Annotated in this window: 14 protein-coding genes; 10 read left to right on the top strand and 4 right to left on the bottom strand. The window is 42.1% G+C overall.

The genetic code is table 11. The annotated features are described in order from the left end of the window. Positions 1 to 196 precede the first annotated feature (196 nt). A complete protein-coding gene (argH, locus tag I3254_RS08710) occupies positions 197 to 1,570 on the bottom strand; it encodes an argininosuccinate lyase (protein ID WP_201571919.1) in 1,374 nt (457 codons plus the stop codon). A 239-nt stretch (positions 1,571 to 1,809) separates the two neighbouring features. Here argH and I3254_RS08705 point away from each other — a divergent pair, with 239 nt between their 5' ends. The 6 genes from I3254_RS08705 to I3254_RS08680 all read left to right on the top strand — a co-directional run bounded on the left by I3254_RS08705 (position 1,810) and on the right by I3254_RS08680 (position 7,905). Continuing rightward, positions 1,810 to 2,835, top strand: a complete 1,026-nt coding sequence (locus tag I3254_RS08705) for a histidine kinase (RefSeq protein ID WP_238052559.1) — start codon at positions 1,810 to 1,812, stop codon at positions 2,833 to 2,835. Positions 2,836 to 3,165: 330 nt separating this feature from the next. Then, the gene (locus tag I3254_RS08700; RefSeq protein WP_179798594.1) at positions 3,166 to 3,903 is read left to right on the top strand and encodes a LytTR family DNA-binding domain-containing protein; all 738 of its coding nucleotides are present in this window, start codon (positions 3,166 to 3,168) and stop codon (positions 3,901 to 3,903) included. Positions 3,904 to 4,131: 228 nt separating this feature from the next. Continuing rightward, complete coding sequence (gene hemC / locus I3254_RS08695; protein WP_102091379.1) at positions 4,132 to 5,166, top strand: hydroxymethylbilane synthase; 1,035 nt, start codon at positions 4,132 to 4,134, stop codon at positions 5,164 to 5,166. Between the two features lie 182 nt (positions 5,167 to 5,348). Then, a complete protein-coding gene (locus tag I3254_RS08690; protein ID WP_238052557.1) occupies positions 5,349 to 6,266 on the top strand; it encodes a uroporphyrinogen-III synthase in 918 nt (305 codons plus the stop codon). A gap of 60 nt (positions 6,267 to 6,326) precedes the next feature. Further along, positions 6,327 to 7,361, top strand: a complete 1,035-nt coding sequence (locus I3254_RS08685) for a hypothetical protein (protein WP_238052555.1) — start codon at positions 6,327 to 6,329, stop codon at positions 7,359 to 7,361. 52 nt (positions 7,362 to 7,413) lie between these two features. Continuing rightward, a complete protein-coding gene (locus tag I3254_RS08680; RefSeq protein ID WP_238052553.1) occupies positions 7,414 to 7,905 on the top strand; it encodes an acyl-CoA thioesterase in 492 nt (163 codons plus the stop codon). Between the two features lie 142 nt (positions 7,906 to 8,047). Here the strand turns inward: I3254_RS08680 and ribBA are convergent, their stop codons facing one another. Together ribBA and I3254_RS08670 are read right to left on the bottom strand one after the other, a co-directional pair. After that, positions 8,048 to 9,160 carry a bifunctional 3,4-dihydroxy-2-butanone-4-phosphate synthase/GTP cyclohydrolase II gene (ribBA, locus tag I3254_RS08675; RefSeq protein WP_057757842.1) on the bottom strand — a complete coding sequence of 371 codons (1,113 nt, stop codon included), beginning with the start codon at positions 9,158 to 9,160 and terminating at the stop codon, positions 8,048 to 8,050. 344 nt (positions 9,161 to 9,504) lie between these two features. Further along, a complete protein-coding gene (locus I3254_RS08670) occupies positions 9,505 to 10,794 on the bottom strand; it encodes a replication-associated recombination protein A (RefSeq protein ID WP_238052550.1) in 1,290 nt (429 codons plus the stop codon). A 479-nt stretch (positions 10,795 to 11,273) separates the two neighbouring features. On the opposite strand from I3254_RS08670, the gene I3254_RS08665 reads away from it, so the two are divergent. Further along, a complete protein-coding gene (locus I3254_RS08665; RefSeq protein ID WP_238052549.1) occupies positions 11,274 to 11,807 on the top strand; it encodes a type IV secretion protein Rhs in 534 nt (177 codons plus the stop codon). Between the two features lie 220 nt (positions 11,808 to 12,027). After that, a complete protein-coding gene (locus tag I3254_RS08660) occupies positions 12,028 to 12,960 on the top strand; it encodes a hypothetical protein (protein ID WP_238052548.1) in 933 nt (310 codons plus the stop codon). 132 nt (positions 12,961 to 13,092) lie between these two features. Here the strand turns inward: I3254_RS08660 and gltA are convergent, their stop codons facing one another. Beyond that, positions 13,093 to 14,373, bottom strand: a complete 1,281-nt coding sequence (gltA, locus tag I3254_RS08655; protein ID WP_102078275.1) for a citrate synthase — start codon at positions 14,371 to 14,373, stop codon at positions 13,093 to 13,095. A 1,017-nt stretch (positions 14,374 to 15,390) separates the two neighbouring features. Between gltA and sdhC the strand changes: the two genes are divergently transcribed. After that, entirely contained in the window at positions 15,391 to 15,777 is a 387-nt protein-coding gene (sdhC, locus tag I3254_RS08650; RefSeq protein WP_082624524.1) for a succinate dehydrogenase, cytochrome b556 subunit, read from the top strand. A gap of 2 nt (positions 15,778 to 15,779) precedes the next feature. Continuing rightward, positions 15,780 to 16,184, top strand: a complete 405-nt coding sequence (sdhD, locus tag I3254_RS08645) for a succinate dehydrogenase, hydrophobic membrane anchor protein (RefSeq protein ID WP_057762261.1) — start codon at positions 15,780 to 15,782, stop codon at positions 16,182 to 16,184. The last annotated feature ends 127 nt before the right edge of the window (positions 16,185 to 16,311 follow it).

The following is a 16,311-nucleotide window of genomic DNA, read 5'->3' as shown; positions in this document are numbered from 1 at the left end:
ATACCTCTTACTTTATAAAGTGTATGCTTTATTTTAGAAGATATATACTTGTTTGCCAATTAGGGACACGCCCTAGTGATATTTTGAAAATGACATTGGCTAAACCAGTAAAGGCCAGATGACAAATAAAAACACCCGCTATCTATGCGGGTGTTAAATTTAAATTAGCAGGTTGGCTTTTATTCAAAAGTACTCATTAGGCAAAGGCTTTTAAGCGAGCACGGCCATTGACCACCGCTTGCTTGACTTGGTTTGGCGCAGTGCCACCCAAATGGTCACGAGCTGCTAATGAGCCTTCTAGCGTTAGATAGTCGAAGACATCCTCACCGATGGCATCGCTAAATTGCTGTAACTGTGCCAATGACAAATCACTTAGATCAACACCTTCTTTGATGCCTAAAGCAACAGCATTACCAACGACTTCATGAGCGTCACGGAATGCCACGCCTTGACGTACTAGGTAATCTGCCAAGTCAGTCGCAGTCGCATAGCCTTTCATCGTAGCGGCACGCATGGCATCGACGTTTGGCGTGATGTTTGGTAGCATATCAGCAAAGGCAAGCAGCGAACCTGTCAACGTATCAACGCAATCAAACAAAGGCTCTTTGTCTTCTTGGTTGTCTTTGTTGTAGGCAAGTGGCTGGCTCTTCATTAGGCTAAGCAAAGTCATTAGCTGACCAAAGACACGCGCCGCTTTACCGCGTACCAACTCAGGTACGTCAGGGTTCTTCTTTTGCGGCATGATCGATGAGCCAGTACAGAAGCGATCTGGTATTTGCACAAAATTAAACTGCGCTGACATCCAAAGAATAATCTCTTCACTCATACGCGACATATGCATCATCAGGATAGATGCTGCTGAAGTAAACTCAATCGCAAAGTCACGGTCTGAAACGGCATCGAGTGAGTTTTGGCAAATACCTTCAAAACCTAGTAGTTCAGCAGTGATGGTACGATCGATTGGGAAAGTTGTACCAGCAAGCGCTGCACTACCAAGTGGCATCTGGTTGATACGGCGGCGTGCATCGACAAGACGCTCAGTATCGCGATACAACATCTCAAACCATGCCATCACGTGATGCCCAAAGCTAACAGGCTGTGCTGTTTGCAAATGAGTAAAGCCTGGCATGATAGTATCAGTATGTTGCTCAGCCAAATCAAGTAAACCACTTTGCAAACGTACTAATAACTCAATAATATTATCAGTCTCTTCGCGCAACCATAGGCGAATGTCTGTGGCTACCTGATCGTTACGGCTACGACCAGTGTGTAGCTTTTTACCAACGGCGCCTATAATGTCAGTCAAACGTGACTCGACGTTCATATGCACGTCTTCAAGGGCGATCGACCAGTTAAACTCACCCGCCTCAATCTCGCGCAATACTTGCTGCAGGCCATCGATAATGGTGGCAACTTCATCGGCAGTTAAAATATCACATTCTTTCAGCATCGTTGCATGCGCAATCGAGCCTTGAATATCATGACGAGCAAAGCGTTGGTCAAAGCCTACAGAGGCAGTAAAGGCGGCAACGAAGCTATCTGTCGCTTCACTAAAGCGCCCGCCCCACATTTGTTGGCCTTGGCTACTAGCAGGCGCAGTCTGCGTTGTGGTACTTGTTATCGGAGCATCTGTGCTAAAATCAGAGTCAGATGAACTTTTACTTGATTCAGGATTACTAGGTTTTGAAGAATTGGCGTTCATATCGGTACAAGACAAGTCAAAAGAATAAGAACTCGAGTATAGCAAATGATGAGGTTGCCTTACTAGCTACACGCTTAGAGTTTTTTATTCCTAAACTCATGGAGATCATGAGGCCTTGGCAGTGGCTGACATATATCTTTTTTTGGTCCTTGTTCCTAACGGTAATGGCGCGCCATAGCTTAGCCACTTGGTCAGATTTCATGATTCAGTTTGTACGTAGTTTCACCCAAAACGCTCTGACGGTTATCCCCTCACTGTATTTAGTTGACTATCTACGCCCTGCATTTAAAAATGCCAGTATTCTTAGCGTAAGTATGCGCATTGTATTGTTACTGATGTTTGCTGCTGCAGTTTCGATGGCGTTAGTCACATTATCTATGATTAATTTTGGTTGGCTAACATATGATAGTCGCACGTTTGTATTGAATATCGTGCTCAATACAGTGTTGTCTGGCGGTTTTACGACTGTATTCTTATTATATTTTTTGCGTAGCTACCGTGAGCTTAATGCGCTTAAGTTGTCCTTTGAATACAAATTGACTGCGCAAAATGATCTAATAAAAGCCCGTACGGCCCCGCACTTTTTCTTTAATACTATCAATACACTTGTATCTCTGATTGAATCGAACCCGCCAAAAGCCGCTATCTTATTACAGCACGTTTCTGCACTATTTCGCGCTAGTTTTAGTGGTACACGTGAGATTAGCTTTGAAGAAGAGGTTGATCTTTGTGAGCATTATTTGGCAATCGAATCTAGTCGTTTAGCAGACAAGCTCGAAGTCAATTGGACGTTACCTGATGAAGATATCATGTATGACATGGTTATCACTGCACTAACGCTACAAAGCGTGCTAGAGAAAATACTGCTCAATGTGGTAGAGATGACGACAGAAACTATCTGCATTAATATCGAAGTCACGTGGGAACAACACCGAGTTAAAATTATGATTGATGTTGCGCTTCCCAAAAAGACATTAATTATCAATCATGATTTGCGCCAGCATATGAATTTCTATATTCAAGCTGATCGTTTGCGTGCCCATTTTGGTCAAAGTGCTGACATTCAAAGCTCGGTAGCCAGCACTCAAATTATCACCATCATCGACTATCCTCTACAAGACGTCGGTTTATAACCAACTGTTCTTTATTAACTTTCTCCATTTTTTTCAACTCTTAAAAGCCTATTTGGCATACTTATTGCATCGCCATGTATAGACGTCATAATTTATGTTTGATAAATAATGATTACGAATAAGTAATATCATAACTACCGTGAAACACAATTACACCATATAAAATCTACCGATAGCAGGAGTATATTGTCCGCTATAAAAACTGGTGGTTTTTGTCAGAATTTTATTAAATAATTTAGATTTTATATTCTAAGTGATTGATAATGAGTGCTAATATAGCCGTAATATTATTAAATAAAATATTAAGTATGTCCTTGGATGGGAGTTTGCATGCGTATCGTAGTTTGTGATGATGAGCCCCTAGCGCGTGAGCGCTTGGTGAGAATTGTACAGGAGTCAGGCCATGAAGTCGTTGCTCAGGCCACAACAGGTGCAGAAGCCATCGTCGCTGTAAAAACCCAGCAGCCAGATATTATATTATTAGATATCCGAATGCCTGAAATGGACGGCGTACGCTGTGCTCAAGAACTTGCCAAACTTGAGCATCCACCAGCGATTATATTTGTGACGGCATACGACCATTATGCGATCGCAGCATTAAAAGCCAATGCAATTGGCTATTTGTTGAAACCTGCAAACAAAGATGAGCTACTAGAGGCATTAAACAAAGCAAAGAACTTAAATGCCGCTCAACTAAATGAAATTCGTAAGCTTGAAGACCCGACAGCACGTCCGATACGTGAACATATCGCTGCTCGTACGCATCGCGGTGTTGAACTGATTAAGCTAAAAGATATCTATTATTTTGCGGCAGATCAAAAATACGTCAAAGTACGCCATAAAGATGGTCTTGTATTGATTGATGAAACGCTAAAAGAGTTAGAGCAAGAGTTCGATGATCGTCTGTTCCGAGTACATCGCAATGCCATCATCAACCTTAGTTATTTGGACTTTCTAGAAACTTTGGATGCAGGCCAGTATCAGATACGTTTTAAAGGTATTGATGAGACGCTAGCGGTAAGCCGTCGTCACTTACCTGCCTTACGTGATAAAATCCAAAGCATGTGATAGGCTGTCCTGATAGCGACCAATCATTCCATATCATCAAACCCTTATTTATGCTTAAATAGGGGTATTTTTTTGCGTCAGCATCTACTATTAATCATTTGAGTCGCCTATGCTTTGGCAAATTTGCCCTATCGAGTAATATCGATACTATTCAGTATAAATATGAATGGTACTGACATAGGGACTATAGCCACTATAGTATTAGTATCGAACTTATTGAGGCCCTTTATGAGCAATCCGCAGCAACCTGTTTTGACTACTCTAAATATCGCTACACGCCAAAGTCCGCTAGCCTTATGGCAGGCCGAGCATATTCGTGATCGTTTATTGGCGTTGTATCCTAATCTGACGATTAATTTACTAAAAATTGTCACTAAGGGTGACAAGATTTTGGACACGCCTTTGGCCAAAATCGGTGGTAAAGGATTGTTTGTAAAAGAGCTTGAGCAAGCGCTGTATGACAAGCAAGCCGATATTGCAGTGCACTCGCTAAAAGATGTACCGATGCAGCTTCCCGAAGGCCTCACATTAGGTGTCTACTGTAAACGCGCCTCACCAACAGATGCCTTTGTCTCAAACACTTATAATAGTATTGATGAGCTACCACAAGGTGCAGTCGTTGGGACATCAAGTTTACGTCGTCAATGCCAGATCAAAGCCTATCGTCCTGACCTGCAGATCAAAACATTGCGCGGCAATGTCGGCACTCGTTTGGGCAAGCTAGATGCTGGTGAATATGATGCCATTATTCTGGCAACTAGCGGCTTGCAGCGTATTGAGCTAGACGAGAGAATACGCGGTGAGCTTGATATCGCAGCTTGCTTGCCTGCAGTTGGGCAAGGTGCCTTAGCAATCGAATGCCGTGAAGGCGATGAAGAAGTCCTTAAATTACTTGCACCACTCAATGATGATAAAGCCCGTATTCGACTTATCGCTGAGCGTGCTCTGAACCGTCATTTAGAGGGCGGCTGCCAAGTACCGATCGCCGCTTATGCAGTTCTGCAGACAGCTGAAGAAACCAGTGTTAATAATGATAACAATGGTGATAATGGCAATAACGATAGCGGGAATGTGCTGTGGCTACGCGGTCGAGTGGGTCAAGCCGATGGTAGCGAATTGTTGAAGGCAGACAAACGAGCTACGTTGGTTGGGACACAAGCTGAGCAAGAAGCCCAAGCCAACCAACTGGGTATCGATGTCGCAGAAATGCTACTTGCTGATGGTGCAGGCGCTATTTTGTCAGCGATCTATCAGCCTGAATAGTAAAAGTACAGTCGCTATAGGCTTGATTAATCGCAAGATAGGCTGATCTAAGCATCAGCCATTTTTGTATACTTAAGCCTTTTTCATTCTTTTTTTGTCATGGTATATCGATGTCATCAATGCCAACTCAGTCTACATACACAACTTCTCATAAGAATTGTTCTAATGAGAAGTCAAAAGTCATGCCGCAAATTGTCATCAATACTCGCCCAGTAGAGCGAGCAGCACCGTTGACGCAGCATTTACAAGCGGCAGGATTGACAGTGATTGATATACCGATGTTGACGCTACTACCACGTTCAACAACTGATATAGATATTGCATTAATGCATCAGTGGTTGGCGGGGGAGTACAAAGCGCTTGTTATCGTCAGTCCAACTGCTGCAGCTTCGGGACTAGCAGTTTGGCAGTCACTTGAACATGAAGAGCGTGAATACAAAGAAAAAGACAGTAGTGACAAGTACGCACAGAGTTCACTAGAAGGCTTGTCATTACCTAGTCCTCTGGTTGCAGTTGGTGAAGCAACAGCGGCAGAGTTCAGTCAGGTGCGTATAGATACAACAGATTATCAAATACTTCAGCCTGAGACTGCCAATAACGAAGGCATGCTAGCAATGCCTGAAATCGATAGCTTACAAGCAGGCGATAAATTGCTGATATGGCGTGGGCTTGGTGGACGACGATTATTGGTTGATACATTGCAGGCGCGCGGTGTACATATCGATAGTATTGCGTGGTACGAGCGTGCGATGCCTATCGAGGCATTGGCTCATTATCAGCAGTGGCAACGAGCATTTCTTACTCATAGTACTGCGTCATCACAGCAGCCAAAGCCAATAGTCGTCATCAGTAGTGCGGCAGCTTTTGAGCATTGGTCAAATATCGTCAATGATGGCGAATCGAAGACGTTAAAAAAAAAGCAAAATACGGATGCAGTGGCTGATATAGCAGAGCGGCCTTCGCTTACGCTAAAAGACTTTTCTTACGTTGTGTTGGGTGAGCGTCTTGCCAATATGGTTGCCGCACAGCAGTTGAGTTACTGGCGAGTAGAGGATTTGTCGCCAGATACGATTCTCTCAGCCATTCATTCTAAAATATAATACCTAAAACTTCTCATTTGCTTTAAACATGTTTATCTATACCAATAACGGTACTGCCTTATGTCAATGAATTCTGAGTCCTTATCTAAGGATCTTTCTACTGTTCAGCAGCGCCGGCAAGCAAATATTTTGCTGCTACGGATGCAATGGCTGGTTATCTTATTACTGATCGCTGCATTATTGTGGTTATATATTAGTCAGCAGCGCTTTCAGCATAGTGTCAACGATCGTTTGCAGAGCAATGAGCAAGTAATCAGTCGACTAAACGAAATGGACGATCGTCTATTTGCTATGAGTCAGCAGACGCTGCCAGAACCTAGAGTTAAAGCCAGTAGCCAAGCTCAGAATCAGTTGGACCTATTGCGTATCCAAATCAAAGCTGCTGATAGACTGTTGGCGGATAGCAATGACAGTGCCGCGATTGAGCTATTGCGGGGTTTACATTGGCAATTATCGCAAAGCAGTAATGAGATTGCGCCTGCGTTAACCATCGTTATCAAGCAAAGTTTGCTAAAAGATATTGAGCGTCTGCAAGCACAAAGCTCGCAGCCAAGCCCGTGGCAAATACAAAATCTTGCGATTCAGAACATTCAGGAATTTTTGCACAGTCATGAGCGTCTTGGCAGTTATGAAGGTACGGATCTACAGCGTCGAGAGCTGGTAGATGCAGCTATTGAAAATAAACAGCAGCCTAAAGCAACCAATGCCACTGATACTTCAGCGACTAGTGATACAAATTTAACGCGTCGTCAGCTCACTATTCATGAAGTCATCATGACGTTAAATTTAGCAAGCCAAGCCAGCAATATGCGTAAGCAAGATCAACTGGTCAGCTATTTGACGCAGGCACGCAAACAGTTAAAAACGTTGGTACCTAAAGCTTCAACTAGCGACAATAAAAAGTCAGCACAAGCTGGTGCGATTGGCATTGTACAAGCAGATAAAAAACGAATCGATGGTCAAAGTAATCTTGAGACAATGAAAGCACCAAGTGACATACCAGAAGTAATTGTATGGCTAAATCAGTTGATTGCTCATGCACCCAAACCAACGCCATTATTGACGACAGAAATCTTAGACAAGCCGCAACGCTAAAGAGAGTTAGTCACAATAGTTAATACAGAAAATATAAAATGTAAGGTAAGTAATGACCCATTCTAATGAAAAGTCAGCATCTATATCTGACGCAGCAAACGATCACCGCCCCGAATTACTAGCTCATTATCCTGTTATTCATCATCAGCCGATACAGTGGGGAGAGATGGATGCCTTCAATCATCTGAACAATGTGGTTTACTATCGTTACGCTGAGTCAGCACGCATTAGTTATTTGCATGCGCTAGGTATGTTTGATGGCAGTATGGTCACTGTTTTAGCCCAGTCTAGCTGCCAGTATTTACGCCCAGTTACCTATCCTGATACATTATTATTAGGGGTTCGTTGTAAGCGTTTAGGCAATACAAGTATGGCGATGGAATATAGTTACTATAGTATCGTGCAAGAGATCATCGTTGCTACGGCAGAGGCTGTGGTAGTACGTCTGGATAGTGATGGAAAAGGTAAATTGCCATGGACAGCAGCAGAGCGTCAACAGCTGCTAGCACTGGAAGCCAAGTTTGGTCATACGCCTGAGTTTTAGGTCGGTTTCTATATGAGTCGATGATTCATTTCATCGAAGAAGCTATCTTTAATTAAAATCTAAAAACAAAAAAAGGCACGCTAACATAATGTTAGCGTGCCTTTTTTATCACTCATTCTGCAACTAAACTCTTAAACAGTCGTTAGTCTTGTTGCGGTGCATGAACAAAATCAACCACGTTTAGATCAAAACCTGACAATGCAAAAAACTTCATTGGCGATGATAATAAGCGCATATCACGGACACCTAAATGACGTAATATCTGTGCACCAACACCGATGCTACGATATGGCTGTTGCGTGATGGTTGATTGCGACTCGTTATCTGCGGCTTTATCCAACGCATCACCCAAATCAACTGGCTGATTGCTACCAATCCATACCAGCACACCGCGATCTGAAGCACTGATTTCTTCTAGTGCTGACTGTACGCTCCAGCCACTACGGCCAGTCATATCATTTTTAGCTGCAAACAAATCGCGTAATGGGTGGAAACCGTGTACACGTACAGTGCTGACGCCTTCGCTGACATCACCTTTTACCAAGGCTAAATGTGTTTCTTCAGCGCCAAACTCACGGAAGCGATGTAGCGTAAAAGTACCGTGTTCAGTTTCAAACGGATGTGACTCAATCTCTTCTACCGTTTGCTCATTCGCGATACGATAATTGATAAGGTCAGCAATCGTGCCTATCTTGATGTCATGCTCTTTTGCAAATATTTCAAGGTCGTCACGGCGCGCCATCGTACCATCTGCATTGATAATCTCTACAATCACCGCTGCAGGCTCTAGACCTGCTAAACGTGCTAAATCACAACCCGCTTCTGTATGGCCTGCACGGTGAAGAACACCACCGTTTTGGGCCATAATTGGAAAAATATGTCCAGGCTGAACGATGTCTTCAGGCTTTGCTGATGAAGATACCGCTGCCTGAATAGTACGTGCACGATCACCAGCAGAAATACCCGTAGTGACGCCTTCAGCCGCTTCAATTGAAACAGTAAAGTTGGTGCTAAACTTTGCCTCGTTACGATCTGACATTAGTGGCAGTGCCAATTGCTGGCAACGTGCTTGTGATAAGGTCAAACAAACAAGACCACGCGCGTGAGTAATCATAAAGTTAATATCTTCAGGGCGGACATGCGTCGCTGCCATGATGATATCACCTTCATTTTCGCGGTCTTCATCATCCATCAAGATGACCATTTTTCCAGCACGAATGTCTTCGATAATCTCAGGGATTGCATTTAAACTCATAGTAAATCTCAATATTTTATTATTTATAAATAGGTGTCATTTGGAATATAGGGCTCTATCTGCTTATTGTAGCAGTAGATAATACAAAGCGCTGTTACGGTCAAGCAAAGCGCTACTACGGTCAAGTAAATCGCGCTATAAGCAATATCATTTGATATAAAAGTGACTCGCTTAATTGCCTGTATATATCATTATGAGGTTATTTTAACGCTTTTCAGCGTCACGTGCTGCGCCATCTTCCCACTATATCGTTCAGTATGTCAAAAATAGTCATAAATATTATCAATGAACATTAAAACTGGCTCATAAATCTAGGCGTTATATTTTATTGATCTATATCACAGTTAGTCATTGCTCGCTGCTTGGCTTTTTAACCAATCCATAAACTGCTTACTGTGCTGCTCACGCTGATTGTCTGCAAACTCGTAAAAACTGGTACCAACCAAATTATCTGGTAAGTAGCTTTGAGGATAGTAATGGTTAGGATAATCATGCGGATAAGCATAACCTTGACCGTAGCCTTGACTACGCATCAGTTTGGTCACGCCATTGCGCAAGTGTAGCGGTACAGGTGAAGCATCTTTTTCAGCCAACGCCATCGCAGCATTGATTGCTTTATAAGTGCTATTGCTTTTGGCACTGGTCGCTAAATACACCACAACTTGCCCTAAAATAATACGTGCTTCTGGCATACCAATAGATTGCACACTACGTAATGCTGCATCAGCTAGGAGTAAAGCATTAGGATTGGCATTACCGATATCTTCACTGGCCAAAATCACCAAGCGCCGCGCAATAAAATCAGCAGGTTCGCCGCCTACGAGCATACGTGCCATCCAATACAATGCCGCATCCGGATCTGAGCCACGGACTGACTTTATCATTGCTGAGATAATATCGTAATGCTGCTCACCATCTTTGTCATATCTTACCAAAGCAGTTTGTGCCACTCGGCTGACCAATTCATCATCGATAATCACTGACGACTGTTTGGCATCAGCGGTCTGAATCGCTAACTCTAATAAATTTAGCGCTTTTCGAGCATCACCATGGGCCAGCTGGCTGATGGTATCTTTTGCTTGTAAATCGACGGTCAACTTTTTGAGTATATTGTCTTCCGAGAGTGCTCGTTGCAGCACGGTACTTATCTGCTCAGGTGTTAACGGCTCTAAACGATAAACTTGGCAACGTGATAGTAGAGCGTTGTTGACACTAAATGATGGGTTTTCAGTGGTAGCGCCAATTAAAGTAATATCACCAGACTCTACCGCGCCCAATAGTGCATCTTGCTGTGCTTTATTAAAGCGATGAATCTCATCGATGAAGACTACAGGTGACTCAAATGCCAGTGAGTCTTTATTATCTAAAACTTCACGTAACTGTTTGACACCAGTATTTAATGCGGAGAGCGCATGAAAAGGTCGATTAACGGCATCAGCTAACAACATCGCAATGGTTGTTTTGCCAATACCTGCTTCACCGTGCAGGATAATAGATGGCAGATGTCCTTGCTCTACCAAGCGTCGTAGCGGTGCACCAGTTGCCAGCAAGTGCTCTTGACCAATAATATCGGTAAGAGAAGTAGGGCGCATACGCTGAGCAAGTGGAGTATCGGCATGGAAGTTAGGTGACATAAGACTCTCTATCGAAAAATGAAAAAGCTATTTACTAGCTGCAAAGGTAGTAACGGCAAGGTCTTTATAGTTAAATTTAAATAACAGCATACTAGGCTAACTCCACCATTCTCATTGGATTTTAACACTCGTATACGTTTGGCATGATTTTCGCAGCAATTTTATAATGGCAATGAGTATTAGACATCAGCAGTAGAAGTAAGCTAGTTTATAAGGATGGTACTTGTTATAAGTCATACGCGCTAGGTTAGCGCAAAAATATGTTAATGAAAGCTAACTAAGCGTATAGCTTGTGTCCGGAGTACTTTAGTTTTCATCATTCATCTATATTAACGGCTCTACTATTAACAGTTTTACCGTATCGATGGGAAAAGTTGGCCAATTGCGACTGTTAACTATTAACTATTAACTATTAACTATTAACTATTAACTATTAAACACTAAAAATGGCTTATCAAATATAAGGTATTGCATTAACGATGTCTGAACCGACTCTTAAACGCTTATTCAATCGTTACTTGCGTAGTGATACGGGCAAGCAGCAGTCACGTTATCTGACAGTTGGCGAGATAGCATTGGCACATTCGGTATTTGATGACAGTATCAAACTCGATGCAGTGCAGTTAAAGACAGCATGGTGGGTACTAAAACATTATGCCGTTAGCCCCAATGGCAATATTTACTTTAATTCAGTCGATTGGATTACGGATTTTAGCAAAGCTCCACTGAGCAAACAAAGCTGGCTTATACATGAGCTAACGCACGTATGGCAGCTACAGAAAGGCTTAAAGGTTGTACGCGGAGCGATTATCAACCGAAAATATGACTACGTGTTAGAAAGAGGCAAATCATTTTTTAAGTATGGTATTGAGCAGCAGGCACGCATGGTTCAAGACTATTTTGTACGTCGTCAGCGTGGTCAGAACTGCCAAGAGTGGGAAGCTTGTATTCCATTTCTGACGGTGCAGTCTATTGTTAAGGCAAAAAATACTGATGATCTATCAGTCCTCTAGTTTTTAAAAGTAATAGTAAGCTTGGCTTATGAGAAGTCCTAACCGAGCTATAGAACGATTAAACTATATAGCAATTGAGATACAGGTCAGTTGAATGAATACTGGATAACTATATTGGACGATTTAACAGTTAATTGTATTGCTAAAAATCAAAAAACAATGAACCGTAATTGTAATTTACCCTTTAATAATTTTGCTTTACCAAAGGATATGCACTCTCATGTTTAAATTTTTGTCAGTAAAGCCTAATGTTGATACCCGCTACCCACCGACTTTGCTTTTAGCCGCACTGTCAGGAGTATTGTTTTTGACAGGCTGTCAGCAGTCTGACACATCGCCTGTAGCTGATGACAGTCAAACCAGTGAAAAAACAAGCGTAGAAGACAGTCGGCCTATACCAAAAAGTGACTCAGCTGCTGCGCGCATAAAACAATTTCAACCGATATATGTCGCACAGGCGCAAAGTTTACAGAGACGATTGCAAGCAGAGTATGAGTCATTGCAAGCGGCAGATGCGTCAGACAGTGAGGAGCTTTTATTACTGAATACTAATAATAGTGAAAATACAGATAGTAATAACGAAGTAGCGATCGATAATACCGCTCCTAACGCAAATACTAGCGCTACCAGTCCTGAAGAAGTGGTGTCATCGAATATCAATATCGCCCCGATAGACAGCAATCCAAATGTAGATGCAGAGGTTGACGTCAATACTAGCACTGAAGTTGGTGAGCGTGATTTAACTGTTTTAAAACGCATCAGTCTTGAGCCGCGTAAACCTGTTATGTTGACCGAGGACCAAATCATAGAACGCTATCAGCAAACTATGGACGCTTTATATCAACCGGTGACAACACCGCTCAGTGCAGAGGATTCTGATACATTAATCAATATAGCGACGTTGGTGCCGCAGTTATTTGAGCATGCAGAGATTGCTGGCAGAGTGAGTGCAAAAAGTCCGGCACTTGCCCGTTTGATCATTCAGCATCAGGTATGGGAACAAATAGAAGCCCAACAAGTGGTTGATATGCAGCAAATGAAGCAGAAGCAGCAACAAGAGTTTGAAGCGCTAATGGCTAAGTTCAACGAAACTATCGAAGGATACGATGAGCAGATTGCCAAATATGAGCAAACGTTAAAAGAGTTTCAGTAACTGACTATATTTTTATGAACTGATTGAATTAATCATTTCTCATAAAACAATCAATATCAAATAACGAGAGTTAAGACAATAAAAAATCCCGCACGATGGCGGGATTTTTTATTGGATAACGATTATTTTTGCTTACTTGCGATCTTCAACTTTTACAAAATCACGGCGCGTTTCACCAGTGTATAACTGACGTGGACGACCGATTTTGAACGGTGCACTGTGCATTTCTAACCAATGGCTGATCCAACCTGAAGTACGAGCCAATGCAAAGATTACGGTAAACATAGACGTTGGGATACCGATAGCTTTCAAAATGATACCAGAGTAGAAATCAACGTTTGGATATAAGTTACGCTCGATGAAGAACGGATCTTCTAACGCAATTTTCTCTAGTGCCATCGCCAATTCAAGTTTAGGATCGTTGATACCTAGTGCTTCTAGTACTTCATCACAAGTCTCTTTCATTACTTGAGCGCGTGGATCGAAGTTTTTGTAAACACGGTGACCAAAGCCCATTAGCTTCACTTCACGGCTCTTCACTTTTTCCATGAATTCAGGCACGTTCTCAACAGTACCGATTTCATCTAGCATCTCAAGAACAGCTTCGTTCGCGCCGCCATGTGATGGTCCCCAAAGGGCTGCGATACCAGCAGCGATACACGCATAAGGGTTTGCACCAGTAGAACCAGCTAAACGTACCGTTGACGTAGAAGCGTTTTGCTCATGGTCAGCGTGCAAAGTAAAGATTTTGTCCATTGCGCGAGTGATAACGTCGTTTTTCTCGTAGTCTACGTCAGCAGGTGTTGCAAACATCATGTATAAGAAGTTTTCTGCGTAGTTAAAGTCGTTACGCGGATACATGAACGGTTCGCCTTGTGAGTATTTATAACTCATCGCAGCAAGCGTAGGCATCTTAGCAATCAAACGAATCGCTGTGATTTCGCGATGTTCTTCATTGCTTACGTCTAGGTCTTCATGATAGAACGCTGATAAGGCACCAACAACACCAACCATAATAGCCATTGGATGCGCGTCGCGGCGGAAGCCTTCAAAGAATTTACGCAATTGATCATGAACAGCAGTATGCTCGCGGATTTTTTCAAAAAAGTCTGCTTTTTGCTCAGCAGTAGGTAGGTCACCATGTAGAAGTGCATAAGCAACTTCTAGGTATTCAGCGTTGTTCGCTAGCTCGTCGATAGGGTAGCCGCGGTGTAATAACTCGCCTTTGCCACCATCAATATAAGTAATCTTTGATTCAACAGGAGCAGTTACTTTAAAACCAGGGTCATAAGACCAAAATCCTGATTCTTGTAAAGCAGCAATATCGATAACTGGGCGCCCTAAAGTACCTTTAATAATAGGAAGTTCGTATTCTTCACCATTCACGGTTAGTTTGGCATTAGTATCAGCCATAAATTGCTCTCCATTGGTTTGACTTGTTAGAATAAATTACTACAGACGCATACCCTCGCGTCATTGTCGGTTGAACGGTAAAAGTGCATTCAACTCATTTAGTACGCAGGGTATATTAGCAGCAATTCTTGATGATTTGAAAAAACTTTTATGGACCATGTGTCCAATTGGCGCGGTGTGGCGGTGGTTATTCGCTGTAATTTTTGTATCAAAATATGTCTGTCAGGTTATTTTGCTTAAAATTCCTCTGTTTTTGAGCAAGTTTATAGCAGCATTACCGGAACAATATTTTGGGTTTTTAAATATATTTTAGAGACAAAACTTATAAATAATGACACCAAAAACTGGCAGACTATGCCTAGTAAGCGGATTAAAGTTTGTCATAAAAATCCCTGTCAAAACTAGCATTATTCTTATCCATTCATTTATTGATTAAATATGTATATATTCTTACTGAATGGATAAATTTGTAATTATTGCTCAGGCATTTTATAATTGTAGGAATTAACTGGCACTAGCTTTGCGCGAATTAATAAATGACCATGTTATAGTGTCGTTCAGAGCGTCTTCTATTCATGCTTATTTACGATTGTCTGGTGTTACGATAGACCAAACCGCATTCTATGGTTTGAACTTTCTTCTTAACCAATCTTTTTTATTTGTTTAGCACAAGATTTCAAGTGCCTAATATAAGGTCTGCTCTGATATAGAAGACATAGTAACGTTGTCTTACTATTCATACGACCTCTAAAATAGACTGGTTAGTCGATGTTACTCATGTTTATTTTCTTTGTTGTATAATAGATAGGTTGTTTGATAGGCCTGTCGATTCGACAAGCGACATTGAACAGTCTATCAATACCTTTATATACATGATCCTTTCTTCATATTTAGCGCAAACTAAACGAAGTCAGCTAGCTCTTCCTTACTTTATTCGTCTCGTGTGTTGCTCAATGCTCAATTGGCACTATTTATGTCAGGCGTTGATAGCAGATACAGGAGTATAACCGCAAAAGGATGCCCGCTGTGAAAAGCAACCGACCTATTGATCTGCCTTTAAGCCAAGTGATTAGCGTTAATCGCTCACCGATCGCGATCGCCTCTATCTTGCATCGTATCTCTGGCATTATTTTATTTTTATTGATTCCTGTCATGTTATGGATACTACAGAACTCATTGGCATCGCCTGAGAGTTTTGCGACCGTATTTGACAATGTACTTGTGCGCTTTTTGGCATGGATATTTGTTGCCGCCATTGCATATCATTTTGTAATGGGTATCAAACATTTATTTGCTGATATGGGCATGAACGAAGAGCTAAAATCTGGCCGCACTGCCTCTATGGTCAGTTTTGTGATTGCAGCGATTTTAGTTGTCGCGTCATTTGTATGGGTGATGTTCTAATGATAAAAAATGATTCAGGAATCAAAAGTGCTACTGGTCTGACAGGTTCAGGCTCACGTGATTGGATTATTCAGCGTATTAGTGCTGTTGTTTTAGCCGTTTATAGTGTGGTTTTGCTGGGCTTCTTTTTGACCCATGGCGATGTCACTTTCGTTGAATGGTCATCATTTATGACCAGCCTACCGATGCGTCTATTCAGCTTGGTTGCAGTACTTGCACTAGCTGGTCATGCTTGGGTTGGGATGTGGACAGTATTTACTGACTATATTACAACAGGCAAACTGGGCTCAAGCGCAGCAGGTTTACGTTTAGTACTACAGTCATTGATGATTATCGCTATTTTAGTATTTCTATTTTGGGGCATCATGATTTTTTGGGGTAACGGTTTCGGTATCGCTGCCGTTTAACCATCTCATAAAAAGCTCTGATATCTATATATAACGACGGATGCATCCAACTGCTACATTAGTTGGCAAAGTATTTTAGAGTCATCCGTTGATAGCCAAGAATAGTCATAGCATTGGACTGGCATTA

This window comes from Psychrobacter sp. Ps2 (assembly GCF_022129405.1).
Classification (GTDB): domain Bacteria; phylum Pseudomonadota; class Gammaproteobacteria; order Pseudomonadales; family Moraxellaceae; genus Psychrobacter.
This window is presented reverse-complemented; position numbering and strand designations above follow the sequence as displayed.